We start from the raw sequence: 26793 nt of genomic DNA, 5'->3' as shown, positions 1-26793 counted from the left end.
ATCAGGGAAGGTTCGATAGTGACCGGTCTGGCCAACGACGAAACCGACACGCTGCTCCGCGCGATCCTGCGCGACGTTCTGGGTCTCGCGGCGGACCGCGTTGCCGCGTTCGATGCGGATACCGGGCTGTTCGGCGCGCTGCCCGAACTCGATTCGATGGCCGTGGCCGGCCTGCTCACCGAAATGGAAGACCGCTTCGACATCGTGATCGATGATGACGAAGTCGATGGCGAGTTGCTGGAAACCTACGGCAACCTGCTCGCCTTCGCGCAGGCCAAGCGCGCGGCCGCCTGATCGCGGTGTTCGCCGACTGGCCCTGCCCCGGCCCGGAAGGCCCCGCCAGCGAACAGGCGCTCGCGTTCGACCGTGACCGCGCGCACCGCCTGCTGATCGTGCCCGCGCTGTTCGAGGAAGCGAACCGCACGCGGCGCTTCCTGGTCGAAACCATGCGCCGGCTCGACGCCGCCGGGATCGACAGCTTCCTGCCCGACCTGCCCGGCTGCAACGAAAGCCCGCAGGACTTTGCCGCCCAGAGCCTCCACGCCTGGCGCACCGCCATGGCACAGGCGGCGGCGCACTTCGCCGTAACGCGTGTGCTGGCGGTGCGTGGCGGGGCGCTGGTCTTTCCCACCTCGCTGCCGGGCTGGGTGCTGGAGCCGGTCAAGGGCGCCACGGTCCTGCGCCAGATGCTCCGCGCCCGAACGCTCTCCGCGCGCGAGGCCGGGCGTGATGAGGACAGCGCGACGCTGCTGGAGCACGGCCGCGCCGAAGGGCTGGACCTCGCCGGATACCGCTGCGGCGCCTCGCTGATCGCGGGGCTGGAGACGGCCGTGCCGGCGGACGAGGGGCAGCGCACGATCCGGCAGGCGGAGCTTGGCGGCGGCGCGCTTTGGCTGCGCGCCGAACCGGGCGAGGATGCTGCGCAGTCGGATGCCCTGGCCGCCATGATCGCGCGCGAGATCGCGGCATGAACCGCCTGCACCTGACCTTCCCGTGCGCGGGCGCGGCGCTGGCCGGTACGCTGGACATGGCCACCGCCACGGGGACTACGGGCCTGCTCATCGTTTCGGGCGGTAATGAGGTCCGCGCCGGAGCGTGGGCCGGACAGGCTCAACTCGCGGCCCGGCTCGCGCGCCATGGCGTTCCCGTGTTCCGCTTCGACCGGCGCGGGGTAGGCGACAGCGAAGGCGCCAACGGCGGGTTCCGCTCCAGCAGCGATGATCTGGCCGCCGCGCTCGCCGCGTTCCGCAAGGCGGCGCCGCAAGTCCGCCGTGTGGTCGCTTTCGGCAATTGCGATGCCGCCGCGGCGCTGCTGCTGCACCACGCCGGGCTGGGCATCGATGCGCTGGTGCTGGCAAACCCGTGGACGATCGATGGCGAGGAAGCGCCCGCGGCGATGCCCGCCGCCGCGATCCGCCAGCGCTATCTCGCCAAGCTGAGGAACCCGCGCGAAGTGCTGCGCCTGCTATCGGGCGGCGTAAACCTCGCCAAGCTGTTCCGCGGCCTGCGCAGCGCCGCCGCGCCGGCGGCCGCGCCCTCCTCCCTGGTGGATGCGTTGCGCGCCGGGGCAGACGCATTCGCCGGGCCGCTCACCATCCTGCTCGCCAGCGGTGACCGCACCGCGCAACTGTTCGAGGCGGCGTGGCCCAAAGACGATGCGCGCGTCCAGCGGATCGCCAGCGCATCGCACAGCTTTTCCGACGACGCGGCGCGCGAATGGCTGTTCACGCGCCTGCTGGACGTGCTGGATTAGCCGACCGCTTCGGCCTTGCTGGCCGCGAAATCGAGTTCGGCCACGAACCGTTCCGCATCCAGCGCCGCCATGCAACCGGTGCCGGCCGCCGTCACCGCCTGGCGATAGGTGTGGTCCATCACGTCGCCGGCCGCGAACACGCCGGGGATCGCGGTCTTGGGCGTGCCGGGCTGAACGACGATATAGCCGCTTTCGTCCAGTTCCAGCTTGCCCTTGAACAGTTCGGTGGCCGGGGCGTGGCCGATCGCGACGAAGGCGCCGTCCGTCTCCACCACCGACTGTTCGCCCGTTTCGGTATCGATCACCGCCACGCCGGTCAGGCCCTTGCCGGGTTCGCCCACGAAACGGTCGACCTTCTTGTTCCACAGCACCCTCACATGGGGATGCGCGAACAGGCGGTCCTGCAGGATCTTTTCGGCGCGGAAGGAATCGCGGCGGTGGATGATCGTCACGTCTTGCGAATGGTTGGTCAGGTAGAGCGCTTCCTCGACAGCGGTGTTGCCGCCGCCGATGACCACGACTTTCTTGCCGCGATAGAAGAACCCGTCGCAAGTGGCGCAGGCGGAGACGCCCTTGCCGCCGAACTCGACTTCGCCCGGCACGCCCAGCCACTTGGCCTGCGCGCCCGTGGCGATCACCAGCGTATCGCCTTCGTAGATGTCGCCGCTATCGCCCACCGCGCGGAACGGCGGGCCTTCCAGGCTGACCTCGGTGATCGTGTCCCACAGCATCCGTGTGCCGACGTGCTCGGCCTGGGCCTGCATTTCCTGCACCAGCCACGGCCCCTGCACAGCTTCGCGGAAACCGGGATAGTTCTCGACATCGGTGGTGATGGTCAGCTGCCCGCCCGGCTGCAGCCCCTGCACCACGATCGGCTCCATACCCGCTCGCGCGCCATAGATCGCGGCGGTGAGCCCGGCAGGGCCGGAACCGATGATGAGCATGCGGGTCTTGTGCGTGGTGGCCATGGTGAACTCCGGTCGGGGCCTTGGCAACGGATGCCGAAACTGGGCACGCGACATAGGAAACCGGGGCGCGGAATGCGAGTCCGCGCGGTCCGGTTATCCGGCAAATTCGCCTTGTGATCGGCGAGGTCAGACTATCAGGCGCCGCTCCAGCGCCGCGATATCGGCTTTGCCGAAGCCCAGCACCGCATCGGCATAGGCCTCTACCGAGCCATGTTGTTCGCGAATCGCGGTAAGGCTCGTGTCGAGGTAATCGGCATGGACCGACATCAGCACCCGCACCGCCGCATCGTCCATGTGGCGGCCGAACCCGGCGCGAACGTGGCGCGCGCCCGCCGCGATACGCGCCTCGGCGTTGCCCGCCGTGTTGGTCAGCAGGTAATCTTCCACGATATCGTCGGGATGGACGCCCAGCAGGTGATGCACCAGCGCGGCGGCCACGCCCGTCCGGTCCTTGCCGGCCAGGCAATGCAGCAGGCTTGCCCCGTCCCGATCGACCAGCGCGCGCAGATAGAGGCGATAGGTGCCGACCAGCACGGGGCGGAACGGCAGGGTTTCGTAGAGCCGGATCATCGCGGCGTGCGCGTCGGCGGCGGTGCGGACTTGCTCCGCCGCTTCCTCGTGCGCCGCGCGGCCATGAGCGCTGGCCGTCTCGCCCGGGTGGAACAGGACATGCCCTTCGAATTCGGGATGGCGCAGGCACGGACAGGCTTCGCGCTCGCTATCGCCGCGCAAGTCGATCACGGTGGCGATGCCCAGCCGATGCACCGCATCGAGATCGTCCGCCGTGGCATCGCCATGCTGGCCCGATCGCCACAGCACGCCCTGGCGGATGGCACCGCCGCGCGCGCGATACCCGCCGTAGTCCCGAAAGTTGTGAATACCCTGCATGGGCAGGACGCGGGTGTCCGCATCGATCATCTAGTCAGGCTCCTCGTTCGGGATGCCTTGTTGCCCTGCGGCAGGCCGATTGCAAGACAGTGACGGTTAACGCGGGTGGTTCATATCTGCCGGGCGTCACCGCAAGCGCATTGCAGGGCACGCGTCACCACGACGGAGGCCGGCGTCGGTTTGGGCACGAGAATCCCGCCAAGATCGCGCACCGCCATGTCCAGCCGCTCGACGTCCCCGGTATGCAGCACATAGGGCACGCCGCGCGCGGCGAGCGCCCGCGCGACCGGCTCGCAGGTCTTGCCCTGCCCCAGCGACACATCGAGAATGGCCGCGCAGACCGGCTCGACATCAAGGATTTGAAGAGCTTCGTCAGGTTCAAGGGCGGTCAGCGGCACGCACCCGGCATCAGCGACGGCGCATTCCAGATCCAGCAGAATCAACGGCTCGTCGTCCAGAACCAGAATCCGCTTGGGACTTTCATGGTGACCGGCACCGGTCATGCCCGAATAGCTGTTGTCCTGCGTCACCAAACCGATTTGTCCCGGGCGCGGCCGCATTGCCGCTGGTCTTCTATACCGCCGACAATGCTTTTCCCGCCGGATGGTTCCAGCACACGGTAAATTTTGACAGCGACCGTGTTGATAGTTGGCGGCACGTTACTTCCGGTCGAGCGGAATGATCGCCACGGTCAGGCGTGAAACGCACACCAGCCGGCCTTCCCCGTCCTCGATGCGAATCGACCAGACGTGCGTGGTTCTGCCCAGCGCCTCCGGCCGGGCTGTCGCATAGACCCATCCATCGCGGACGGGACGAACGTGGTTGGCGTTGATCTCCATCCCGACCCCGACAAACTTGTCCGGATCGACGGTCATCGCCGCCGCCATCGAGCCGACTGTTTCCGCCAGTGCCACCGAAGCGCCGCCATGCAGCCGCCCGAACGGCTGGTGCGTGCGTTCGTCCACCGGCATTCGCGCCCGGATCCAGTCCGGCCCGCAATCGTCGAACTCGATACCCAGCAGCGCGGGCATGGCCTTCGTGCCCATGCGCGTCAGCCGCTCGAGCGAGGGCATCGCCCCATTCCACCAGATCATGCGAAACCTTCCGCCAGAAACGCCTCGGCACATCCCGCCAGCAATGCCGTTCCCAATGGAAGAACAGCCTCATCCACAACCATCCGCGTCGAATGGATGCCGCAGGCGTGCCGCCAGTCGGTCCCCTCGTGCGCAACGCCCAGGAAGAACATCGCGCCCGGCACCTTTTCCAGCACGTAGGAGAAATCCTCCGCCCCCATGATCGGGTCGGTCAGGCGGTGAAACGCATCCGGCCCGCGCAATTGCCGCGCCACCTTTTCGCCAAGATCGACCGCGCGAGCATCGCAGACCGTAACCGGGAAACCGGGCGTGAGCGTCACGTCTGCCGTCATACCGTGCGCCGCGGCGATATGCGTTGCCAGCGTGCGCAATCCCTCGCGCAGAGCCTCGCGGTTGGTGGGCGAGAGCGTGCGCAGCGTGCCCCCCAGCGTCGCGGTATCGGCAATCACGTTGTGCGCCGTGCCCGCTTCCACTTTGGCCACGGTGGCGACGACGGGATCGGCGACCGGGAATTTGCGCGTGACCATGGCCTGCAGCGCGGTCACGATCTCGCAGGCCACCGGCACGGGATCGAGTGTGTAATGGGGCATGGAGGCGTGGCCGCCGCTGCCCCGAACCACGATCTCGAACTGGTCGGCCGAGGCCATCAGCGGGCCGGCACGCCCGGCAACAAGGCCATGCGGGCTGTTGGGCATGATATGCAGCGCGAACGCCGCCTCGGGCAGCGGGCGATCATCGCCGCCCAGCAGACCGTCTTCGAGCATGAAGCGCGCGCCGTGCCAGCCTTCCTCGCCCGGCTGGAACATGAAGCGGACCTCGCCCGCCCAGCTTTCCCGGCGGGCCGCCAAAAGCTCGACGGCGCCGGCCAGCATCGCGGTATGCGTGTCATGCCCGCAGGCGTGCATCGCGCCGGGAATGGTCGAGGCATAGGGCAGCCCGGTTTCCTCGGGCATCGGCAGGGCATCCATGTCGCCCCGCAGCAGCACGGTGCGCCCTTCCCCCGCGCCGCCCTTCAACGTGGCGACAAGACCGGTGGTGGACGGCCCTTCCCGCCATTCGAGCGGCAGATGGGCCAGCGCGGCGCGCACCTTGTCGCGCGTCTTCGGCGTCTGCAGGCCCAGTTCCGGTTCGGCGTGAATCGCGCGGCGCAAGGAGACGATCCGTTCGGACAGTCCACGCGCCTGATCGAGCAGTTGGTCGGTGAGCATGACGGACATCATAGGCACGCCGCCGAAACGGTGTCGAGAGGGGCGGATGCGGATGCCGCATGGTTGCGCCCGGCGAATTGGACTTGCAGAGACCGCTCACGCGTATTAATCGATCGATTAAATACTTCATCCAGCGAGCCGCCGGACACCGTTGCCCGGCACCGCCACAGGGAGAGACTGACCATGGCCGAAGCCTATATCATCGACGCCGTCCGCACGCCGCGCGGCGTGGGCAAGCCCGGCAAGGGCGCGCTTTCGCACCTGCATCCGCAGCACCTTGCCGCCACCGTGCTCAAGGCGATCAAGGACCGCAACCACCTCGACACGTCCACCGTGGACGACATCATCTGGTCCACCTCGTCGCAGGTCGGCAAGCAGGGTGGCGACCTTGGCCGCATGTCGGCGCTGGCCGCCGGCTATGACATCACCGCCAGCGGCACCACGCTCGACCGGTTCTGCGGCGGTGGCATTACCTCGGTGAACCTCGCCTGCGCCTCGGTCATGTCGGGCATGGAAGACTGCGTGATCGCCGGCGGCACCGAAATGATGAGCTTCACCGCCGCCCACGGCGCGCAACAGGCCAATGCCGGCATCAAGCCGCTGGGCATGGGTTCGGGCAACGCGGCGCTCGACGCCATTCACCCGCAATCGCACCAGGGCGTTTGCGGCGATGCGATCGCCTCGATCGAGGGCATCAGCCGCGAAGCGCTCGATGCTCTCGCGCTCGTCAGCCAGCAGCGCGCCGACGTGGCGATCAAGGAAGGCCGCTTCGCCAAATCGGTCGTGCCGGTCTATAACGAGGACGGCTCGGTCGCGCTCGATCGCGAGGAGTTCCCCCGCCCCGAAACCACCGCCGAGGGCCTCGCCGCGCTCAAGCCCAGCTTCGCCGGGCTGGCCGATTTCGACCTTGGCGGAACCACCTTCCGCAAGCAGATCAACCGCCGCTATCCCGACGTGGAAATCCAGCATTTCCACCACGCGGGCAACTCCTCGGGCGTGGTGGATGGCGCCGCCGCCATCCTCGTCACCTCGAAGGACTATGCCGACAAGCACGGGCTGAAGCCCCGCGCCCGCATCGTTGCTTACGCCAACCAGGGTGACGATCCCACGCTCATGCTCAACGCCCCGGTTCCGGCGGCGAAGAAGGTGCTCGCCAAGGCCGGGCTGACCAAGGACGACATCGACGTCTGGGAAATCAACGAAGCCTTCGCGGTGGTCGCCGAAAAGTTCATCCGCGATCTCGACCTCGACCGGTCGAAGGTGAACCCCAACGGCGGCGCGATGGCGCTGGGCCACCCGATCGGCGCCACGGGCTCGATCCTGATCGGCACCGCGCTCGACGAACTGGAGCGCACCGGCGGCCGCTATGGTCTCGTCACCATGTGCGCCGCCGGCGGCATGGCGCCCGCGATCATCATCGAACGGATCTGATACAGTACACCGTCGCCCCCGCGAAAGCGGGGGCCTCAGGCCTTTACAGGGGAACAAGGCACCGCCCGACCTCACGAGATCCCCGCTTTCGCGGGGATGACGCGCTTTACATGCCGCGCGTCATTCGACCGGCTGGATCGGCTCCGCCGCGTTGGCCACGACCTTGAGCACCGCCGTCCACGCCGCGACGTTCTGCGCCAGCGCCTGCGGATCGACCTTGTCGAGCGTATCGTCGGGCGTGTGGTGCAGGTCGAAATAGTGCGTGCCGTCCTGGTTGAGATCGACCACGGCCAGCTTCTGCCTGGCGATCACGAAGCCCACGTCGGTTCCGCCCTCCACCTCGCCATGGCCGGCGACGATGCCCATCGGCGCAAGTGCGACGGCGATGCGATCGCCCAGCGCCTTGTTGCCCGCGGCGAACTTCGTGATCACGCGCCACACCCGATCCGCGCCAAAATCGCTTTCCATCGCCAGCGCGTGCGGTTCCCCATGCTTGTCCGCATAGGCCTTGCCGCCGAAGCCGCCCAGTTCCTCGCTCCCCGCCCACAGCACGCGGATCGTGCGCAAGGGCTTGCCCCCTTCCTGCGCCTTCAGCGCGGCGGCCGTCACGATCGCGCAGCCGGCGGCATCGTCGATGGCCCCGGTGCCGAGATCCCAGCTATCGAGATGGCAGCCCACCAGGATCGGCGGCAGCGATGGATCGCTGCCCGGCAGTTCGCCGATCACGTTGCCGGACGGCAGGTTGTCTGCCGTCTTGCCGGTTAGCGTGAGCGCGATGCGCACCGGCTTGCCGCCGGCCACCGTGCGCGCGATCAGATCAGCATCGGGATTCGAAACCGCCCCGGCCGGGATCGGCTTCACGCCATCGGGCCAGTTGGTGGCGCCGGTATGCGGGTTGCGGTGGCTGTCGGTGCCGATCGAGCGGATCACCACGCCGATCGCGCCCTTGCGCGCGGCGATGGCCGGACCCTGCCGCCGGGCATTGCCATAGGGGCCGTAGCCGCTGCCATCCTGCGCCGCGCGCATGGCGTGGTCGATGTAGGCGATCTTGCCGGCCAGCGAACCGTCCGGCGCGGCCTTCAGCGCGTCGAGTGTGGGGAAATAGACGAGTTCGCCCTCGATCCCAGCATCCGGGGTGGTGCCGCTATAGCCCAGCGCGGTCACGGCCAGATTTTGCGGCACCGGCGCGACCAGCCGCGCGCGATCCACGCCGCGCACATAGCCGCGGATGGGAAACGGCTCGACCGCGACATTGCGGAAGCCCAGCGCCTTCAGCTTTTCCGACGCCCATACCCGTGCCCGGGCCTCTGCCTCGCTGCCAGCAAGGCGCGGGCCGACATCGGTGGTCAGCCCCGCCACGATGTTCCACGCGACATCGTCCTTCGGCGGTTCCGCCTGCGCGGCAACGAGGGGAACGAAGGCGGCGGAGAGCGCGAGCGCGCGGAGCTTGTTTCGCATGAAACCTCTCCTATCTTTGGGGTGCTCTCCTGCCAACACCCTATCCGCCAAAACGCCCGCTTGCCCGGCCCTTCCCGCTTGGCTAGAGGCCGCATCAAGTGCCGAGTTCGCACGCCATTCCACCAAGGAACGATCATGGCCGCCCAATACGCCTACGTCATGAAGGACATGACGAAGACCTTCCCCGGCGCACAGAAGCCGGTGCTGAACAATATCAACCTGCAGTTCTATCAGGGCGCCAAGATCGGCATCGTCGGCCCGAACGGCGCCGGTAAATCGACCCTGATCAAGATCATGGCCGGGATCGACAAGGACTTCACCGGCGAAGCATGGCCGGGCGAGAACATCACCGTCGGCTATCTCGAGCAGGAGCCGCAGCTCGACGAGAGCAAGACCGTGCTCGAAAACGTCAAGGACGGTGCGCGCGCGACGGCGGACATGGTCGAGCGCTTCAACCAGATCGGCATGGAAATGGCCGAGGAAGACGCCGACTTCGACGCCTTGGGTGCGGAGATGGCCGAGCTTCAGGACAAGATCGACGCGGTCGATGGCTGGACGCTCGACAACCAGCTCGAAATCGCCATGGAAGCGCTGCGCTGCCCTCCCGGCGACTGGTCGGTGGCAAGCCTTTCGGGTGGTGAAAAGCGCCGCATCGCGCTGACCCGCCTGCTGATCCAGAAGCCTTCGATCCTGCTGCTCGACGAACCGACCAACCACCTTGACGCCGAATCCGTCGAATGGCTGGAAAACCACCTCAAGGACTATGCCGGTGCGGTGCTGATGATCACCCACGACCGCTACTTCCTTGACAACGTGGTGGGCTGGATTCTCGAACTCGACCGCGGAAAGTACTTCCCTTACGAGGGCAACTACTCGACCTACCTCGAAACCAAGGCCAAGCGCATGGCCCAGGAAGAGCGCGAGGAAAGCGGCAAGCAGAAGGCGCTGCAGCGCGAACTCGAGTGGATCCGCCAGACCCCGGCCGCGCGCCAGACCAAGTCCAAGGCACGTATCCGCAAGTTCGAGGAACTGCAGAACGCGCAGGATAACCGTCCGGTCGGCAAGGCGCAGATCGTGATCCAGGTGCCCGAGCGCCTTGGCGGCAAGGTGATCGAGGTGAAGAACATCTCGAAGGCCTATGGCGACAAGCTGCTGTTCGAAGACCTGTCGTTCATGCTGCCGCCCGGTGGCATCGTCGGCGTGATCGGGCCGAACGGCGCGGGCAAATCCACGCTGTTCAAGATCCTGACCGGCAAGGAAGTGCCAGACACCGGTTCGGTGGAAATCGGTTCGACCGTCCACCTCGGCTATGTCGACCAGAGCCGCGACGACCTGAACCCGGCCAACAACGTGTGGCAGGAAATCTCGGATGGCCTCGATTACATGAAGGTCAACGGGCAGGACATGTCTACGCGCGCCTACGTCGGCGCGTTCAACTTCAAGGGTCCGGACCAGCAGAAGAACGTCGGCAAGCTTTCGGGCGGTGAGCGCAACCGCGTGCACATGGCCAAGATGCTTAAGGCCGGCGGCAACGTGCTGCTGCTCGACGAACCGACCAACGACCTCGACGTGGAAACGCTGGCGGCGCTGGAAGACGCGATCGAGAACTTCGCCGGCTGCGCCGTGGTCATCAGCCACGACCGCTTCTTCCTCGACCGTCTGGCCACGCATATCCTGGCGTTCGAGGGCAACAGCCATGTCGAATGGTTCGAAGGCAACTTCGCGGCTTACGAGGAAGACAAGCGCCGTCGCCTGGGCGACGCGGCCGACCGGCCCACCGCGCTGGCCTACAAGAAACTGACACGCTGATTTCCATCGGCGGAGCCTGAAACACGGTGCGGGGCGGGAGCACGGTTCCCGCCCCGTTTCGCTGTGCCGTTTCGGGAAAGCTGAACGAATGCCCTTGCAAGCGGTTCAGCGGCGCGACAGCGCGACTCCGGTAACACTGTGTCACATGACGTCACGGGATGGGCCGTGACCACAGGTGCATCGGAGAGCGGCCATGGCCGGGATCACATTCTTCAGGAACAGCCTGCTGGCGGCGGCCGCGCTCGCCTCGACGGTGGCCGCGCTTCCCACGGCCGCTTTCGCCCAGCAGGGCGACTGGCGCGGCGCGGGGCGCGAGGCGCGCGGGACTGAGCCCGGTCCGGGCCGTGGTGGCAACCGGGGTGGCGGCTGGAACGGAGGGAGCAATGGTGGAGGCGGCGGCGGTGGAGGCGGCTGGAATCGCCCCGCTCCGCAACAGGCCCAACCGCAGCCCCAGCCCCAGCCCCAGCCCCAGCCCCAACCTCAGCCGCAACGCAACTGGGGTGGCGGCAATCCGGGCGGCTGGAACCAGAATCGTCCTCAATCGCAACCCTCCATGCCCCAGCAGCAGGCGCCACGCGCGCCCCGCTCCTGGCAGGGAGGCGGCGATGGTGGTGTCCGTCCGGCGCCGCAGGACCGCGGTGATCGCTGGCAAGGGGGTGGCTGGCAGGGGGGTGGCTGGCAGGGAGGCCGCAATGGCGACTGGCAGCGCGGCAATCCGAACCCGCGCCCGGACGGTCGCCGGCCCGATGGCCCGCGTCCCGACAATACCCGCCCCGGGCCGACCTATCGCGATGGCGTGGGCGTCCATTATGGCAACGGCCAGTGGCGGAACGACAATCGCGGATACGATCGCGGGCGGGACAATCGCTGGCGTGGCAACGATGGTTGGCGCGGCAACGACGGCTGGCGCTCGGGTGAAAGCTGGCGGGGGGACCGCGGACGCTGGAACAATGGCGGTGGCTGGAACAGCGACTGGCGGCGTGACCGGCGCTACGATTGGCGCGGCTATCGTGCCGAAAACCGCAGCATTTTCCGGTCCCGGCCCTACTATGCGCCCTATCGCGGGTATTCGTACAGCCGCCTCAGGGTAGGCTTCTTCCTGGATAGCGTGTTCTTCGGCAACCAGTACTGGATCAACGATCCGTGGTCCTATCGTCTGCCGGACGTGTACGGCCCCTATCGCTGGGTTCGCTACTACAACGACGTCCTGCTGGTAGATGTCTATTCCGGCGAGGTCGTAGACGTGATCTACGATTTCTTCTGGTAACGCCCAGATACTTCTGGTGACATCCAGACCGGAAACCGCCGGTTCTAAAGACGCGACGACCCGCCGGTGGCCCGTGCCAACCGGCGGGTCGAACGCTTCAGGAACGCGCCAGCGACGGCTCGCAGCGACCGTCGGGAATCACCGCGGTCCGCCGCTTCTCAGCTGATCGGCCCGATCGCGCGCAACACGCGCCGCATCACGGCATGGCCTTCATCGGTCAGGCGCACGAAGCGGCGGCGCGCATCTCCCCGGTCAGCCTTGCGGTAAAGCAGGCCTTCCTTTTCCAGTCGGGCAATCCACCGCAGGATGGTGGTGGAAGGGACACCGGCCTCGATGCACACGCTGGAAACCTGGATTTCCATGCCGCGTTTGCTGGCGATGTACAGGTCCAGAAGTATATCCCACGCCGGCTCGCCGAAAATCCGCCTTGGCCCCAGGGCGGAATCGCGCTTACGGCGCAAGTTATACAGGGCTTGAGCGAGCCGATAAGCTTCGGCCTCAGTATCGATCAGGGCTTCCAATGGAATACGACCTCCCTATATCAAAAGTAGGTCATCCCAAATTAGCGAAAGAAGAACATAGAATTCCTTGCCCGCTATTAGGCATAGCATTCCAATTCGACCCTTCCGCAAAGTTAGGACTTCGATTCCTACTTCCCGGTATTTATTTAACGACTTCTTCCTACGCCAATATTCACAGTATTTGCCCTGACTGGCAACGGCTCGCCACCGGATCGGATCAAAACCGCATTAACCTTAAATCGCCCCTGAACGCGGGGTGTGACATCCGTCACAAGGCGCCCACGCCTCTTGCTCCCCGTCCCGCCTTGGGTCATGAAAGCGGCGCCCATGATCTCCCTGTCTCGCAAGTCCCGTCCGCATCCGGACGCCGCCCTTCTCAAGCGTATCGGCCAGACCGTTCGCGCCCGTCTGGATGCCGATCCCGCGGCCTATCGCCTTCCGGTTGAAGGCCTTGAAATATATGGAGTTTCCAACTTCCTTTCCGAAGCGGAATGCCAGCGGCTGATCGCGACCATTGACGACGTCGCGCGCCCATCGCTTACCTACGATGGCAACCGCAGCGGGGGCCGCACGAGCTACTCCGGCGACGTCGATCCGTGGGACCCGTTCACCCTGATGTTGCAGCGCAGAATCGATGACCTGGTGGGGCTCGACCCCGACACCGGAGAGACGATTCAGGGGCAGCGTTACACCCCCGGACAGGAATTTTGTCCCCATTTTGACCATTTTAATCCGGACCAGCCGTTCTGGGATCGGGAGATGGGGCGTGGGGGTCAGCGAAGCTGGACCGCCATGGCCTATCTCAACGCCGTCGAGGAAGGCGGCTCGACCGATTTTCCAAAGGTCGACCTGTCGATTCCCCCCCAACGCGGCGCGTTGCTGGTGTGGAACAACATGGCCGTGGATGGCACTCCCAACCCCAACAGCCTTCATGCCGGCCGGCCGGTGCTCAAAGGCACCAAGTACGTCCTCACCAAGTGGTACCGGACACGCGCATGGGGCTGATCCGGGGGGCGGGCACGGCAAACCCGATGGTTCCGGCAAGAGGGGCTGCAAGCTGGCGCCTGCTTCGCGGCACCGCATTGGTCCTTGCCCTGGGGTTGACGGCAGCGGCAAGCGCCCCGCAGACCTCCCCACTGGCAGATCGGCCCGTCCCGCAAGCCACCGCGAAGGCCGGCTTCGTCCGGCAAAGCGAAGCAGCCCTGGCGCTCGACCGGTTGTTCATGGACGACAGCCGGGCGGAACAGGCGCTCGACCCGCTCGGTGCGCTGGAACAGGGCGAACAGATTCCGCTCGACCGCTTCCTGCTGCTGTTCACGCCGGAAATCGTCCACCGCCTGCGCGAAACCAACGCTGCCACGCTGGCCCGGCTGGACAGGATCGATCGCAATCAGCTCGATGACGCGCACCGCATTTCCTACGACGTGTTCCGCGATGCCAAGCTCCAGGAACGCGATGCGCTGGCTCCGCAGGTGGAGGCGCTCACCGCGGTTCGGCCGTTCAACCACTTCGGCGGCTTTCACGTCGAGTTTCCCGGCCTTGCTTCGTCCGAAACGCCTGTCCCGCTGGAAACGCCCGCCGATTTCGACGCGCTTCTGGCGCGTGACCGGGCGCTGCCGCAGGTCTTCGACCATGCCATCGCCCGTTTCCGCGAAGGCATGGCGGGCGGCGCGATCGAATCCCGCCTGACCGTGCGCAACATGATCGCGCAGATCGATACGATCCTGGCGCAGCCGGTCCAGCGATCCCCGTTCTATTCGCCCGTCGCGCAGTATCCCGCGCGATACGGCACCGGCGCCAAACGGCGCATCGCCGCCGCCTTCCGGCAGACAATCAGTCAATCGGTGTACCCCGCTTATCACAAACTTCGGGCTTTCCTTGCGGAGGAATACTACCCTGTCGCGCGCGAGGATGCCGGATTGTGGGCGATGAAGGGCGGAGACAGGCTCTATCGGCTGCTCATCCGCAATCACACGACCCTGCCGCTCGATCCCGATGCAGTGCACGATCTGGGCCTTGGTGAAGTGGCGCGCATCCAGCGCGAGATGGAAGGGGTGAAAACGGAACTGGGCTATGCCGGTCCGCTCAAGGCGTTCTTCGACGAATTGCGGGTGAACCCCCGATACCATCCGCGGACCGACGCGCAACTTGCCGAGGGCTTTCGCGCCGTGGGCCGCAAAGTCGAAGCGCAGGCGCCGCGCTATTTCCTGCACCTGCCGCGCACGCCACTGCTGATCCAGCCCTACCCCGCCTATCGCGCGCGCTACGAAGCCGGCGGCAGCTATAGCCAGGGCGCCCCGGACGGCAGTCGACCGGGCGTGTTCTTCTACAACACCTACGACCTCAAAAGCCGCTTCCTGACCGGCATCACCACGCTTTACCTCCACGAAGGTGCGCCGGGGCATCATTTCCAGATCAGCCTGGCCCAGGAGAACGCCAGCCTGCCCGATTTCCAGCGTTTCGGCGGCAATACCGCCTATGTCGAAGGCTGGGCGCTCTATGCCGAGACGCTGGGCTACGAGATGGGGTTCTACAAGGACCCGATGCAGCACTGGGGCACACTGGACGACGAGATGCTGCGGGCCATGCGGCTGGTGGTGGACACCGGCATCCACGCCAAGCGGTGGACGCGCGAACAGGCGATCGACTACATGCTGGCCAATTCCGGCATGGGTCGCAGCGATGCGACCGCCGAAGTCGAACGCTACATCGCCAATCCGGGGCAGGCGCTATCCTACAAAATCGGCGCGCTCACCATCCAGCGCCTGCGTCGCAAGGCCGAAGCGGAACTCGGCCCGCGCTTCGACATTCGCGCGTTTCACGATCAGGTGCTGGGCAGCGGCGCGCTGCCCATGCCGGTTCTGGAAGCGAAGGTCGACCGCTGGATCGCGGGGCAGCGGGGATAGCGTCACGACGCCCATCCCGAGCCCCTCCCGCAAGCGGGAAGGGAGTTCGTGGAGCACTCGACCCCTGGCGGGTTGGGCCAGAAGCGCTCAGCCTTCCAGCGCCTCGGCGATCAGCTTGCGCGTGTTCTCGATGCCGTAGAGCGCGATGAAGCTGCCCATGCGCGGCCCCTGGCTGGAGCCGAGCAGCGTCTCGTAAAGCGCCTTGAACCAGTCGCGCAGGCTCTCGAAGCCGTAATGCGGGTCCTTGCCGATCTCGTAGACGATGTTCTGCAATTCCTCGGCGGTGGTGTCGGCGCTGGCGGCGGCCAGTTCCTCGTCCAGCGCGGTCAGCGCCGCGATCTCGCCGTTCTCCGGCTTGCGCCGCTGCAACGTGGGCGCGATGAAATCGCGGTTATAGGCCAGCGCGCAGGTCACCAGCGTATCGAGCGCGGGATGCGCAGCGGGATCGGCATCCTCCACATAGTTGGCAAGATACGACCAGACCTGTTCGCGCGTCGCGCCCGCGCCGAGCACGCCCACCAGATTGAGCAGCAGGCCATAAGTGACCGGCAGCTTCTCGCCCGCCCCGGCGGCATCGCCGTTGGCGCGCAGCAGGTGCCACACCGGGTTGCCCAGTTGCTGTTCGATCGGCTGCGCGGGCAGCTTCTCGCGGAACTGCCAGTATTCGTCCACCGCGCGCGGGATGATGCCAACGTGCAGAGACTTCGCGCTCTTGGGCTCGCGGAACAGGTAGAATCCCAGGCTTTCCTCGCTGCCGTAGTCAAGCCACTGCTCGATGGTCAGCCCGTTGCCCTTGGACTTGGAGATCTTCTCGCCCTTCTCGTCCAGGAACAGCTCGTAGATCAGTCCTTCGGGCCGGCGCCCACCCAGCACTTGCGCGATCCGGCCCGACTGCGTGACGCTGTCGGTCAGGTCCTTGCCGCACATCTCGTAATCGACGCCGAGCGCCACCCAGCGCATCGCCCAGTCGACCTTCCATTGCAGCTTGGAGCGCCCGCCCAGGATCGACTGTTCGACCATCTCGCCGGTCACGTCCTCGAACCGGATCACGCCCGCTTCCGCATCGACCACGTCAACCGGCACCTGCAGCACCTGATGATTGGTCGGCGAAACCGGCAGGACCGGCGAATAGGTCTTGCGCCGTTCCTCACGCAGCGTGGGCAGCATGATGCCCATGATCGCGTCGTAATGGCGCAGCACGTTCTTCAGCGCATCGTCGAAACCGCCGGCATTGTAGCGGTCGCTGGCCGAGACGAATTCGTAGTCGAAGCCGAAGCGGTCCAGAAACGCGCGCAGCATCGCGTTGTTGTGGTGCGCGAAGCTTTCGTGCGTGGCGAACGGATCGGGGATGCGCGACAGCGGATGGCCGATATAGGCGGCGAGCAGGCCCTTGTTGGGCACGTTGTCGGGCACCTTGCGCAGCCCGTCCATGTCGTCGGAAAAGGCGACGAGGCGCGTGGGATGGCCGCCCGTGAGCGCTTCATAGGCGCGGCGGACCAGCGTGGTGCGCAGCACTTCCTGGAACGTGCCGATGTGCGGCAGGCCCGAGGGGCCATAGCCCGTCTCGAACAGCACGGGCGCCAGATTTCCGGCGGCATCGCGTTTGCCGCCCGGATACCGCTTCACGATCTTGCGGGCTTCCTCGAACGGCCAGGCCTTGGAGACCTGCGCGGCTTCGAGCACGGACGGCGGACGGGTTTCGGTGTCGGTCATAGCGGGCGTCCTTTCGCCCGCCTGCCCCGCTTGCGCAAGGAAAAGCTGGCGCCGCTGACGACGTGGCCCGATCGTGGGAAGGACACCGCGCCGCGCAACCCAAAAAAAGAACGGCCGCCCCGCCAGGGTGCGGGGCGGCCACGCTGCGGCGCAAGACGCGGGGGAGAGCCATTAGCGCAGCAGCGTCAGGACGGTCTGCTGGGCCTGGTTGGCCTGTGCGATCATGGCGGTCGAGGCCTGGCTGAGGATCTGCGACTTCGCTAGCGCCGTGGTTTCGGCCGAATAATCGGTGTCTTGAATCCGCGAACGCGCTTCCGACAAGTTGGTCACGTTGCTGGTGAGGTTGTTCACCACCGATTCCAGCCGGTTCTGACCCGCGCCCAGCGAGGCGCGCGTCGCGCTGACATCCGAAAGCGCGGCTTCCACGTTGCTCATCGTGGTCACGGCCTTGGCCGCCGTGGTGACGTCGAGCGCGGCTGCGGCCAGGTTCGTGCCGTCGATGGCCGTGCTGGTCAGCGTCACGGTATCGCCGCTGTTGGCCCCCGCCTGGATGTCGATCGACACGTCGGTGCCGGCCGTGGTGCTGAACAGCGCGTTGCCGTTGAACTTGACCGTGCTGAAGACGCTGCCGATCTGCTCGGTCAGCGCGGTCACTTCGGTCTGCATGTAAACGCGGTCGGTGGTGTCCTGATAGGTGCCCGAAGCCGACTGGTTCGCCAGCTCACGGATGCGCTGGAGCATGTTGGTCACTTCGCCCAGCGCGCCTTCGGCGGTCTGCGCCAGCGAGATGCCATCGTTGGCGTTGCGGATGCCCTGGCTCATGCCCTTGATCTGCGAGGTCATGGACGTGGTGATGGCAAGGCCGGCCGCGTCATCCTTGGCGCTGTTGATGCGCATGCCGGTGGACAGGCGCTCCATCGAAAGGCCCAGGGTCTTGGTTGCGCTGTTGGATGCGTTCGCCGCGCGTATCGCGTTGATGTTCGTATTGATAACGGTCATGACAAGTACCTCCACTCTGTCTGCCGGAACGATCCGGCGCGGACCTGCTGGTCCCGGGGCAAAGACCGGTGTGGAAGCGGGGGGTTTCAGGGCATCCGTGTCAGTACGTAGACCGCGGGCAAAGATCGCTTCAGCATGATCTCTGCCAATCATATGATTGTTTTAGCTTGATAATCCCCAATCTTCGCCGTTTCAGGCAGCGGCGCATCGGGAAACGCGACAGGCCATGGCTTGCCCCGCGTTCCAGTTCCGTTCTATGCGGAACGGATGGCTGCCCTTACCCTTCCCGCGCTCCATGCCAGCCATGGCGGCTGCTGGCTGCGCGATGCCGCGCTGACGGGCAGCCCGTCCACGCGCGCGGTGGGCAAGGGCGATGCGATCATGGCTGCGGCCGATACGCCGCTGCTGCTGCTGAACGCCCCGCTGGTGGCAAGCCGGCTGGGCTATCCGGACCTGTCCGGGCTGGACCTGCTCGAACTCTATGCCTTCGTTCACCCGGCGCGGTTCGTGGTGCCCACGCCCAAGGGCCTTGCCCATGCCCTGAATCTTGCGGAGCCGGCCAGCGACGATGCCGTGCCGCTGCTGTTGCAGGAAGCGGCGGAGGCCCTGCTGGCGGTGTGCGAAAGCCCGGACTGGGCCGAGCGCGAAGGCGCCTGGACGGCGCTCCAATCGCTGGTGCGGATGCGCTGGCCCTGGGCAACGCTGCTTGCCCCCCGCATCCGGCGGCCCGAACGCGCCGAACGCTGGCTGTTCACGCGCCTGCCCGAATGGGAAGAAACGGCCGAACGCCCGCAGCCGGCGCAGGTAACGCTGTCCGGGGAGGACGTGGAGCAGCGGCTTGCCGTGCTGACCGGCCGCGACGCCGAAGCGCGACCAGCGCAGCGAGCATATGCGCGCGAGGCCGCCGGGATGTTCGCGCCGCGCCCGCCGCGCGGCACCGGTTCGGGCCAGCCGCACATGCTGTTGGCGCAAGCCGGGACCGGCACCGGCAAGACCTTCGGCTATCTCGCCCCCGCCTCGCTATGGGCGGAGAAATCGGGCGGTACCGTGTGGGTTTCGACGTATACCAAGGCCCTGCAACGGCAATTGCGGCGCGAAAGCCGGCGGGCGTTTCCGGCCGAGCGCCACGGCAAGGCACCGGTAGTGGTGCGCAAGGGGCGCGAGAACTACCTGTGCCTGCTGAACCTGGAAGACGCGCTGCAGGGCGGCTTCGCCGGGCGCGCGGCGATCCTGGCGCAACTTGTCGCGCGCTGGGCCGCTTACAGCCAGGACGGCGACATGATCGGCGGCGACCTGCCCGGCTGGCTGGGCACGCTGTTTCGCAAGCGCGGGATCAGCGCGCTGACCGACCAGCGTGGCGAATGCGTCTATGCCGGCTGCCCGCACTACCGCAAATGCTTCATCGAGCGCGCGGTGCGCGCCTCCGCCGATGCCGAACTGGTGATCGCCAACCACGCGCTGGTCATGGTCAACGCCGCGCGCGGCCGCGATGCCGCGCAGCGCCCCACGCGGATCGTGTTCGACGAAGGGCACCATGTGTTCGAAGCCGCGGATTCGACGTTCTCCGCCGCACTCACCGGTGCGGAGACGATCGAGCTGCGCCGCTGGGTGATCGGCCCCGAAGGCAAATCGCGCGGGCGGCGGCGCGGGCTTTCGGCGCGGCTGGCCGACGTGGCGAGCTATGACGAGGAAGGCGCGCGGGCGATTGCGCAGGCGCGCGAGGCGGCGGAGGCGCTGCCCTCCGACGGATGGCTGGCGCGGCTGCAGGAAAACGCGCCGATCGGCCCGCTCGAAGCCCTGCTCGCGGCGACGCGCGCGGTGGTCCATGCCCGCGATGAAAGCGGCGGGCAGGAAGCCGGCTATGGCCTGGAAACCGAAATCGCGCAGATGGATGGCGCCTTCATCGAGGTTGCCGGCCGCGCGCAGGAAGCACTCGAGGCGCTGCGGCAGCCCCTCGCCCGGCTGGCGTTGCGGCTGGAAGCGATCGTGGAGGACGGCCCCGACTGGCTCGACGGGCCGGCGCGCGCACGGATCGAGGGCGCGCGCGGCGCCATCGGCTGGCGGACCGATCTGGTCGCCGGGTGGATCGCCCTGCTCAGCCGCCTCGGCGGCCCCGCTGATCCCGATTTCGTCGACTGGCTGGCGGTGGAACGCTCCGACGGGCGCGAGTGGGACATCGGCCTCTATCGCCACTATCTCGATCCGATGAAGCCGTTCGCCAACACCGTGCTGGCGCCCGCGCACGGGGTGATGATGACCAGCGCGACCTTGCGCGACCGGGCCGGTGGCGGTCGGGGGGATTCACCCGACAACGGCGACTGGGACAGCGCGATCCGCCGCAGCGGCGCGCCCTGGCTCGACATGACCCCGCGCCTGTTCTCGGCGGAAAGCCCGTTCGATTATGCCAGCCAGGCCGAAGTGCTGATCGTGACCGACGTGCCCAAGGGGGATATTCCCGCGCTGGCCGGCGCCTATGCCCGGCTGATAGAGGCATCGGGCGGTGGCGCGCTGGGCCTGTTCACGGCGGTCCGGCGGCTGCGCGCGGTATATGGCCGTATCGCCGACCGCCTCGCCCGCGCCGGGCTGCCGCTCTATGCCCAGCATGTCGATCCGATCGATACGGGCACGCTGGTCGACATCTTCCGCGACGATCCACGCGCCTCGCTGCTGGGCACCGACGCGCTGCGCGACGGGGTGGACGTGCCGGGTCATTCGCTGCGGCTGGTGATGATGGAACAGGTGCCCTGGCCCAAGCCGTCCATCCTTCACCGCGCGCGCCGTCTGGCCGGCGGGGGGCAGGCATATGACGACCGCATCATCCGTGCGCGGCTGGCGCAGGCCTTCGGGCGGCTGATCCGTTCGGCCGACGACAGGGGCTTTTTCGTGGTGCTGTCCTCCGCCTTCCCGTCGCGCCTGCTGGGCGCCTTTCCGCCCGGCACGCCCGTTCGCCGCGTCACGCTCGATGTGGCTTTACAAAGCGTGGCGGGCGGTGTTTCTGGAGCTTCGGCAACCATCGCCAACGCCGGCGCCAGCGCCGGATCTGCCGGGGATTTTTCGTGAAGACGCTTGCGCTTTTCCGTCACGCCAAATCAGACTGGTCCGACGCGCGCGCGCGCGATTTCGACCGGCCATTGAACGATCGCGGCATCAAGGGCGCGCAAGTGATGGGGCGCTTCATCCGCGATGGCGGCTGGCGCTTCGACCGGCTGCTCGCCTCTCCCGCCGTGCGCGTGGCGGAAACGATCGAGCAGGCGAGCACGGCGTGGGGCCACGGCTTTCCGGTGGAATGGGACCGGCGCATCTACCTGGCCAGTTCGGCCACGCTGATGGACCTGCTGCGCGAAGTGGAAGGCGATCCCGCCAGCATCCTGATGGTAGGGCACAATCCCAGCCTGGAAGACCTGATCTTCGATCTGGTGCCCGACGACGGCAGCAGCCCGTTGCGCGACGTGGTGGAACAGAAGTTCCCCACCGCGACCTTTGCTGTGCTGGAACTGGATATCGACCGCTGGTCGGACATTGACGAAAACTGCGCGCGGCTGGTGGCGCTTACCCGCCCGCGCGATCTCGACCCCGCGCTGGGACCGGTCTTGATCGACTAAACGGCTTCGGCTTCCGCGAGCGCGCCGGCAAGCCCATCGCGCACCGCTTCCAGACGGCCGTACAGCACGCGCAGAGCCGAAAGGACATCCTCTGCCCGCGCAAGCTCATCGCTGCTGGCCGGCGCCGGATCGGACACGAATGGAACCGCGACAGGCCGCGCTCCACGCGCCTTGCCCCCGAGCGCCTGCCGCGCCCCGCGGATGGTATAGCCTTCGCGGTGCAGCAAACGGTCGATCTCGGAAACGAGCGCCACATCCTCCGCGCGGTAATATCGCCGCCCACCAGCCCGCGTCAGCGGGCGCAGCATGGGAAACTGTTCTTCCCAGTACCGCAGAACATGGGGCCGTATGCCCAGCCCCCTGGCCACCTCACCGATGGTGCGGAGCGCGCCAGGATCCTTGCCGTCCTGGAAAACAGAGACGCCCCGGCCGCTCATCCACCGGCGCAGATGCGATCCTTGAGCATCTGGCTGGCACGGAAGGTCAGCACCCGGCGCGGCGTGATCGGCACTTCGATACCGGTCTTGGGATTGCGCCCGATCCGTTCGGTCTTGTCGCGCAACAGGAAAGTGCCGAAGCCTGAAATCTTGACGTTCTCGCCCGTGGCCAGCGCGTCGCTCATGTGCGTCAGGATCGATTCCACCATATCCAGCGAATCCGCGCGCGACAATCCGACGCGCCGGTTGATGCTTTCCGCCAGATCAGCCCGGGTCAAAGTGCCTATCGATCGCATCCGTTTGGTTCCCCCAATGCAAACCCCTCCGTCACACCATAATGCAAAACGTCTGCATGGCAATGCAATGCCTTGGGGTTGAAGGGAATTCGGATGAAATCTCCGCGATCAGACGCGCGCGAGGCAGGCACCCCAGGTGAAACCGCCGCCCATCGCCTCCAGCATCACAAGGTCGCCAGGCTTGATCCTTCCATCGCGCGCCGCCGTGTCATAGGCGAGCGGCACCGAGGCGGCGCTGGTGTTGGCATGGCGATCCACCGTGACCACGACCTTTTCCGCCGGCAGCCCCAGCTTGCGCGCGGTCGCGTCGAGAATGCGGAAATTCGCCTGATGCGGCACCACCCAGTCGATGTCGGACGGCGCGTAACCCGATGCCGCCAGCACCTCTTCCAGCACCGAAGCAAGATTGACGACGGCATGGCGGAACACCTCGCGCCCCTTCATCCGCACCTTGCCGACCGTGCCGGTGGTCGACGGGCCGCCATCCACATAAAGCAACTGGTTGTGCTGGCCATCGGCATGAAGCCGCGAGGCAATGATCCCGGGCGCCTGCCGGTCATCATCGGCCACCGTGCGCGCTTCCAGCACCAGCGCGCCGGCGCCATCGCCGAACAGGACGCAGGTGGTGCGGTCTTCCCAGTCAAGGATGCGCGTGAAGGTTTCGGCGCCGATCACCAGCGCGCACTTAGCCATCCCCGTGCGGATCATGCTGTCCGCCGTGGCCATCGCGTAGAGAAAGCCGGAACAGACCGCCGCCACGTCGAACGCGATGCCGCCGTTGCAGCCCAGGTTGTGCTGGACGATCGTGGCCGTGGCGGGAAACGTCTGGTCCGGCGTTGCGGTGGCGAGCACGATCAGGTCGACGCGCGAGGCATCGACGCCGGCCGCTTCCAGCGCCCGACGGGCGGCATCGGTGGCCAAGCTCGATGTGGTTTCGCCTTCCCCGGCGATGTAGCGGTTGCGGATGCCCGTGCGCTCGACGATCCATTCGTCGGTCGTATCAACCATCTTTGCCAGTTCGGCGTTGGAGACCGACCGTTGCGGCAGCGCCGAACCGCTGCCCGTAATCACCGATCGAATCATCACGCCGCCGTCTCGTCTTGCGCGGCGGCGGTCTTGCGGCGGCTGGAGGAACGGATGGTCTCAGCACCGACGCTGGCAAGGTCGGCCGCGATACGCTCGGTCAGATTTTCCTCCAGCAACCGAGCGGTGACCGCCACGGCATTGGCCACGCCCAGCGCCGAAGCGCCGCCGTGGCTTTTCACGACAATCCCGTTGAGGCCCAGGAACACGGCCCCGTTGTGGTTGTTCGGGTCAAGATGATGCTTGAGCAGTTCGGTCGCCGGGCGGGAGATCAGGAAGCCCACCTTGGACCGCAGCGAGCTGGCAAAGCTGCGCTTGAGCAGGTCCGCCACGAAGCGGGCCGCGCCTTCCACCGCCTTGAGCGCGATGTTGCCCGAGAAGCCGTCGGTCACGACCACATCCACGTCCCCGCGCGAAAGCTTGTCCGCCTCGGTATAGCCATCGAACGACATCGCGAGGCTGGCGTTGGCGTCCTTGAGCTGCTGCGCGGCGGCCTGGAGTTCCTCTGTGCCCTTGGTCTCTTCCGTGCCGATATTGAGCAGGCGCACGCGCGGCGCCGGCAGGCCGGTGACGATGCGCGAATAGGCCGCGCCCATGATCGCGAACTGGACGAGATTGCGCGCGTCACATTCGGTGTTCGCGCCAAGATCGAGCATGACGAGATCGTGCTCGCCCATCGTGGGCAGCAGCGCCGCAAGCGCGGGCCGGTCGATTCCCGGCATCGTGCGCAGCGAAAGCTTGGCCATCGCCATAAGCGCGCCGGTGTTGCCCGCGCTGACGGCGGCGCCGGCATCGCCGCGCTTCACGGCGTCGATGGCGAGCCCCATCGACGTCGTCTTCGCGCGGCGGAGTGCCTGAGTCGGCTTCTCATCGCCCGAGACGACATCGGGCGCATGGAGGATTTCCGTCGCCGCGCGCAGATTAGGGTGGTTTTCGAGAGCCTGCTTGATGCGTTCTTCGTCCCCGACCAGCAGGAACTTGAAGCGATCATGGCGACGACGGGCCAGCGCCGCGCCTTCGACCATCACGCGCACGCCCTCATCGCCGCCCATCGCATCAACAGCGATACGCGGCAGGCTCATTGTGCGAATACCCCCCAATTGATGGGATCAGAGCCCGACGGCGATGACTTCGCGGCCGTTGTAGTGACCGCAGGCGTTGCACAGCATGTGCGGACGCTTCAGTTCACCACAGTTCGAGCATTCGTGGAATGCTTCCGCCTTCAGCGCATCGTGGCTGCGGCGCATGCCGCGACGGGACGGCGAGGTCTTTCTTTTGGGGACGGCCATTTCGGCACCTGTTCCTGATCTTGCGAAACTGTTTGTTACGGGCGCGATAGGGAAAACAAGCCTTCCGCACAACCCCTGCGCGCGTATGCGGCGGAACGGCAAGTCGGGAGTCGCCCCTATCGCGGGCGAAGGCGCGCCTATACGGAATTTCTCGTGCTTTGCAAGCGCAACAGGGCTAGCAATCGTGCGGACAACAAGGGGAGTGGACGAGAGGATGATCCTGCCTGTCACATTGAGCACGGCCGCTGCCGCCGCGCTGCTGAATATCTGGCTTACCATTCGGGTCGGCATGGTGCGCCGCGCCACCGGCATCAGCGTGGGCGACGGTGGCAACGAAGCGTTGATCCGCCGGATGCGCGCACAACTGAACTTCATTGAAAACGCACCGGTGGTGCTGGTGATGGTGGGCGGGATCGAACTGGCACGCGCCGGCAACCCCTTCCTGCTGGGCGCCGCCGCGATCTTCATCCTGGGCCGCGTGGCGCACGGCATCGGCATGGACGGCGGCCCGCTGGGCTTCCTGCGCGGCGTGGGCACGCTGACCACGATGCTGACGCAATTGTGCCTTGCCGTCTGGGCCGTTTCGATCGTGCTGGACGCCTGACCGATTACGGGCCGGCCGCGCGCATAGCCCGGCCGGCCCATTGCTTATCCCAGCACGTAATCGCTGACATAGGAATTGGTCTGGCGCTCGAGCCCGAACGTGCTGGTCGGCCCGTGACCGGGCACGAACGTGACGTCGGAGCCGAGCGGCCACAGCTTCTGCGTGATCGAATCGATCAGATCCTGATGGTTGCCCATCGGGAAATCGGTGCGGCCGATCGAGCCCTGGAACAGCACGTCGCCCACGATCGCGAACCGTGAGGGCGCGTGGTAGAACACGACGTGGCCGGGCGTGTGGCCGGGGCAGTGGATCACGTCGAGCTCCAGTTCGCCGATCGTGACCTTTTCGCCATCCTTCAACCAGCGGTCCGGCTCGAACGGCTCTCCGGGGATGCCCCAGCGCTTGCCGTCCTCGTCCAGGCGCGAAATCCAGAAGCGGTCCGCCTCGTGCGGCCCCTCGATCGGCACGCCCAGGTCTTTTGCGAGAATGCCGGTCACGCCGCAGTGATCGATATGGCCATGGGTGACGAGCAATTTCTCGATGGTGACGCCCGCCTTGGCGATCGCTGCCTTCAACCGCTCGGGATCACCGCCGGCATCGATGAACGCGGCCTTCATGGTGCGGGTACACCACACCAGCGTGCAGTTCTGTTCCAGCGGGGTAACGGGGATGATGGCCACCTTCATCGGCGGCTGCACGGCGGTTTCGGTCATGCAAGGGGAAATGGCGGGTCGCGTGGCGCTTGGCAAGGGACGAGCCATCCACCGTGCCATAATCGGCGCGCTACAGGCGCCCGCCCTTCCACACCACGCGTCCAACCACGTCGACCTCACCCATCGCGCGTTCGCTGGCCGGATAGGCCGGGTTGTCGCTGATCACACGCATCGTGCCGGCCGGGCCGGGTTCGAGGCGCTTGACCAGCAACATGTCGTCAAGGCGGATGACGTGGATACCGGCACGCAACGCGCGCGGCGTGCGATCGACGAGAATCTCGTCCCCGTCGCGCAAGGTCGGCTCCATCGAATCGCCTTCCACCGCGATCACCGACAGCGCGACGGGATCGAGCCCCTGGGCCTTGAGCCAACGGGCCGAGAAGCGCAGTTGGCCCGATGGCGCTTCGTCCCGCGCCAGCGCTCCGGGACCGGCCGAGGCCCCCAGCGGCAGGCGCGGAATATCCGCCCAATCGGCCAGCGCGCGGGCGACGCCGCCCACCGCGACCGCGCTTCCCGAAGCCGCATGGGCCGGCGCGCCGAGCTCGCTTTCCGACACGCCGAAGAAATTGGCGAGAACGCGGCGGTCGTCCTCCTCCAGCTTGCGCGGACTGCCCTTGCGCACGAACTGCTGGAGATAGGCCGGATTGCGCCCCAGCAGGCCCGAGAGCGCCGAAAGGCTAACGCCGCGCCCGCCGGCAAGCTCCAGCAGACGCACCCGTGCACGGGCCTGAAGATCGGTTCCGGTCATGCACCC

General features: G+C 66.7%; 27 protein-coding genes. 11 read left to right on the top strand and 16 right to left on the bottom strand.

What is annotated here, in order from left to right; genetic code table 11:
* The first annotated feature begins 18 nt into the window (after nucleotides 1–18).
* The 3 genes from NMD1_RS12790 to NMD1_RS12780 are packed head-to-tail and all read left to right on the top strand — an operon-like array spanning nucleotide 19 to nucleotide 1753.
* Entirely contained in the window at nucleotides 19–294 is a 276-nt protein-coding gene (locus NMD1_RS12790; protein WP_124807955.1) for a phosphopantetheine-binding protein, read from the top strand.
* A gap of 5 nt (nucleotides 295–299) precedes the next feature.
* Nucleotides 300–971 carry a hypothetical protein gene (locus NMD1_RS12785; protein ID WP_199558121.1) on the top strand — a complete coding sequence of 224 codons (672 nt, stop codon included), beginning with the start codon at nucleotides 300–302 and terminating at the stop codon, nucleotides 969–971.
* Nucleotides 968–1753 (top strand): hydrolase 1, exosortase A system-associated, encoded by a 786-nt coding sequence (locus tag NMD1_RS12780; protein ID WP_125955040.1) that lies wholly within the window; start codon nucleotides 968–970, stop codon nucleotides 1751–1753. Before NMD1_RS12785 ends, NMD1_RS12780 begins: the two co-directional genes overlap by 4 nt.
* Here NMD1_RS12780 and trxB read toward each other — a convergent pair.
* The 5 genes from trxB to NMD1_RS12755 form a co-directional block, all read right to left on the bottom strand.
* Nucleotides 1750–2721 carry a thioredoxin-disulfide reductase gene (gene trxB, locus NMD1_RS12775; protein ID WP_125955039.1) on the bottom strand — a complete coding sequence of 324 codons (972 nt, stop codon included), beginning with the start codon at nucleotides 2719–2721 and terminating at the stop codon, nucleotides 1750–1752. The two genes, NMD1_RS12780 and trxB, sit on opposite strands and share 4 nt — an antisense overlap.
* A gap of 126 nt (nucleotides 2722–2847) precedes the next feature.
* Nucleotides 2848–3639, bottom strand: a complete 792-nt coding sequence (locus tag NMD1_RS12770; RefSeq protein WP_125955038.1) for a tyrosine-protein phosphatase — start codon at nucleotides 3637–3639, stop codon at nucleotides 2848–2850.
* A gap of 80 nt (nucleotides 3640–3719) precedes the next feature.
* Entirely contained in the window at nucleotides 3720–4139 is a 420-nt protein-coding gene (locus NMD1_RS12765) for a response regulator (RefSeq protein WP_233497599.1), read from the bottom strand.
* A 129-nt stretch (nucleotides 4140–4268) separates the two neighbouring features.
* Nucleotides 4269–4703 carry a hotdog fold thioesterase gene (locus NMD1_RS12760; RefSeq protein ID WP_125955037.1) on the bottom strand — a complete coding sequence of 145 codons (435 nt, stop codon included), beginning with the start codon at nucleotides 4701–4703 and terminating at the stop codon, nucleotides 4269–4271.
* Nucleotides 4700–5911 (bottom strand): M20 family metallopeptidase, encoded by a 1212-nt coding sequence (locus tag NMD1_RS12755; RefSeq protein WP_125955036.1) that lies wholly within the window; start codon nucleotides 5909–5911, stop codon nucleotides 4700–4702. The genes NMD1_RS12760 and NMD1_RS12755 overlap by 4 nt, the downstream gene beginning before the upstream one ends.
* 183 nt (nucleotides 5912–6094) lie before the next feature.
* Between NMD1_RS12755 and NMD1_RS12750 the strand changes: the two genes are divergently transcribed.
* Nucleotides 6095–7342, top strand: a complete 1248-nt coding sequence (locus NMD1_RS12750; protein WP_125955035.1) for an acetyl-CoA C-acetyltransferase — start codon at nucleotides 6095–6097, stop codon at nucleotides 7340–7342.
* A 120-nt stretch (nucleotides 7343–7462) separates the two neighbouring features.
* Here NMD1_RS12750 and NMD1_RS12745 read toward each other — a convergent pair whose 3' ends face one another.
* Entirely contained in the window at nucleotides 7463–8800 is a 1338-nt protein-coding gene (locus tag NMD1_RS12745) for a M28 family peptidase (RefSeq protein ID WP_125955034.1), read from the bottom strand.
* A gap of 135 nt (nucleotides 8801–8935) precedes the next feature.
* On the opposite strand from NMD1_RS12745, the gene ettA reads away from it, so the two are divergent.
* Both ettA and NMD1_RS12735 read left to right on the top strand, forming a co-directional pair.
* Nucleotides 8936–10609 (top strand): energy-dependent translational throttle protein EttA, encoded by a 1674-nt coding sequence (ettA, locus tag NMD1_RS12740; protein WP_124807964.1) that lies wholly within the window; start codon nucleotides 8936–8938, stop codon nucleotides 10607–10609.
* A gap of 193 nt (nucleotides 10610–10802) precedes the next feature.
* Nucleotides 10803–11876 (top strand): RcnB family protein, encoded by a 1074-nt coding sequence (locus NMD1_RS12735; RefSeq protein WP_125955033.1) that lies wholly within the window; start codon nucleotides 10803–10805, stop codon nucleotides 11874–11876.
* A gap of 158 nt (nucleotides 11877–12034) precedes the next feature.
* Here NMD1_RS12735 and NMD1_RS21555 read toward each other — a convergent pair whose 3' ends face one another.
* Complete coding sequence (locus tag NMD1_RS21555; protein ID WP_233497598.1) at nucleotides 12035–12238, bottom strand: winged helix DNA-binding protein; 204 nt, start codon at nucleotides 12236–12238, stop codon at nucleotides 12035–12037.
* Nucleotides 12239–12724: 486 nt separating this feature from the next.
* Here NMD1_RS21555 and NMD1_RS12725 point away from each other — a divergent pair, with 486 nt between their 5' ends.
* On the top strand, nucleotides 12725–13402 hold the full coding sequence (locus tag NMD1_RS12725; RefSeq protein WP_125955032.1) for a 2OG-Fe(II) oxygenase: 678 nt from the start codon (nucleotides 12725–12727) through the stop codon (nucleotides 13400–13402).
* Nucleotides 13393–15303, top strand: coding sequence for a DUF885 family protein (locus NMD1_RS12720; protein ID WP_125955031.1), 1911 nt, complete (start codon nucleotides 13393–13395; stop codon nucleotides 15301–15303). Before NMD1_RS12725 ends, NMD1_RS12720 begins: the two co-directional genes overlap by 10 nt.
* 87 nt (nucleotides 15304–15390) lie before the next feature.
* On the opposite strand, the gene NMD1_RS12715 is transcribed toward NMD1_RS12720, so the two are convergent.
* Nucleotides 15391–17016 carry a lysine--tRNA ligase gene (locus NMD1_RS12715; protein WP_125955030.1) on the bottom strand — a complete coding sequence of 542 codons (1626 nt, stop codon included), beginning with the start codon at nucleotides 17014–17016 and terminating at the stop codon, nucleotides 15391–15393.
* A 171-nt stretch (nucleotides 17017–17187) separates the two neighbouring features.
* Nucleotides 17188–18015, bottom strand: a complete 828-nt coding sequence (locus tag NMD1_RS12710; RefSeq protein WP_124807970.1) for a flagellin — start codon at nucleotides 18013–18015, stop codon at nucleotides 17188–17190.
* Nucleotides 18016–18282: 267 nt separating this feature from the next.
* Here NMD1_RS12710 and NMD1_RS12705 point away from each other — a divergent pair, with 267 nt between their 5' ends.
* Nucleotides 18283–21075 (top strand): ATP-dependent DNA helicase, encoded by a 2793-nt coding sequence (locus NMD1_RS12705; RefSeq protein WP_125955029.1) that lies wholly within the window; start codon nucleotides 18283–18285, stop codon nucleotides 21073–21075.
* The gene (locus NMD1_RS12700; protein ID WP_124807972.1) at nucleotides 21072–21617 is read left to right on the top strand and encodes a histidine phosphatase family protein; all 546 of its coding nucleotides are present in this window, start codon (nucleotides 21072–21074) and stop codon (nucleotides 21615–21617) included. Before NMD1_RS12705 ends, NMD1_RS12700 begins: the two co-directional genes overlap by 4 nt.
* Here the strand turns inward: NMD1_RS12700 and NMD1_RS12695 are convergent.
* The 5 genes from NMD1_RS12695 to rpmF form a co-directional block, all read right to left on the bottom strand.
* Nucleotides 21614–22054 carry a MerR family transcriptional regulator gene (locus tag NMD1_RS12695; protein ID WP_124807973.1) on the bottom strand — a complete coding sequence of 147 codons (441 nt, stop codon included), beginning with the start codon at nucleotides 22052–22054 and terminating at the stop codon, nucleotides 21614–21616. The genes NMD1_RS12700 and NMD1_RS12695 overlap by 4 nt on opposite strands.
* The gene (locus NMD1_RS12690; protein ID WP_124807974.1) at nucleotides 22051–22350 is read right to left on the bottom strand and encodes an integration host factor subunit alpha; all 300 of its coding nucleotides are present in this window, start codon (nucleotides 22348–22350) and stop codon (nucleotides 22051–22053) included. Before NMD1_RS12690 ends, NMD1_RS12695 begins: the two co-directional genes overlap by 4 nt.
* Before the next feature lie 108 nt (nucleotides 22351–22458).
* Entirely contained in the window at nucleotides 22459–23433 is a 975-nt protein-coding gene (locus tag NMD1_RS12685; protein ID WP_190287121.1) for a beta-ketoacyl-ACP synthase III, read from the bottom strand.
* A complete protein-coding gene (gene plsX / locus NMD1_RS12680) occupies nucleotides 23433–24515 on the bottom strand; it encodes a phosphate acyltransferase PlsX (RefSeq protein ID WP_125955028.1) in 1083 nt (360 codons plus the stop codon). Before plsX ends, NMD1_RS12685 begins: the two co-directional genes overlap by 1 nt.
* 27 nt (nucleotides 24516–24542) lie before the next feature.
* Nucleotides 24543–24722 carry a 50S ribosomal protein L32 gene (rpmF, locus tag NMD1_RS12675; protein WP_124807977.1) on the bottom strand — a complete coding sequence of 60 codons (180 nt, stop codon included), beginning with the start codon at nucleotides 24720–24722 and terminating at the stop codon, nucleotides 24543–24545.
* A 214-nt stretch (nucleotides 24723–24936) separates the two neighbouring features.
* On the opposite strand from rpmF, the gene NMD1_RS12670 reads away from it, so the two are divergent.
* Nucleotides 24937–25326 (top strand): MAPEG family protein, encoded by a 390-nt coding sequence (locus tag NMD1_RS12670; RefSeq protein WP_124807978.1) that lies wholly within the window; start codon nucleotides 24937–24939, stop codon nucleotides 25324–25326.
* A 44-nt stretch (nucleotides 25327–25370) separates the two neighbouring features.
* On the opposite strand, the gene NMD1_RS12665 is transcribed toward NMD1_RS12670, so the two are convergent.
* Both NMD1_RS12665 and NMD1_RS12660 read right to left on the bottom strand, forming a co-directional pair.
* Nucleotides 25371–26039 carry an MBL fold metallo-hydrolase gene (locus tag NMD1_RS12665; RefSeq protein ID WP_125955027.1) on the bottom strand — a complete coding sequence of 223 codons (669 nt, stop codon included), beginning with the start codon at nucleotides 26037–26039 and terminating at the stop codon, nucleotides 25371–25373.
* A 70-nt stretch (nucleotides 26040–26109) separates the two neighbouring features.
* Nucleotides 26110–26787: a S24 family peptidase gene (locus NMD1_RS12660; protein ID WP_125955026.1), complete on the bottom strand. Its 678-nt coding sequence runs from the start codon at nucleotides 26785–26787 to the stop codon at nucleotides 26110–26112.
* Nucleotides 26788–26793 lie beyond the last annotated feature (6 nt).

The sequence above is a fragment of the Novosphingobium sp. MD-1 genome, assembly GCF_001014975.1.
In the GTDB taxonomy this organism is placed as follows: domain Bacteria; phylum Pseudomonadota; class Alphaproteobacteria; order Sphingomonadales; family Sphingomonadaceae; genus Novosphingobium.
This window is presented reverse-complemented; position numbering and strand designations above follow the sequence as displayed.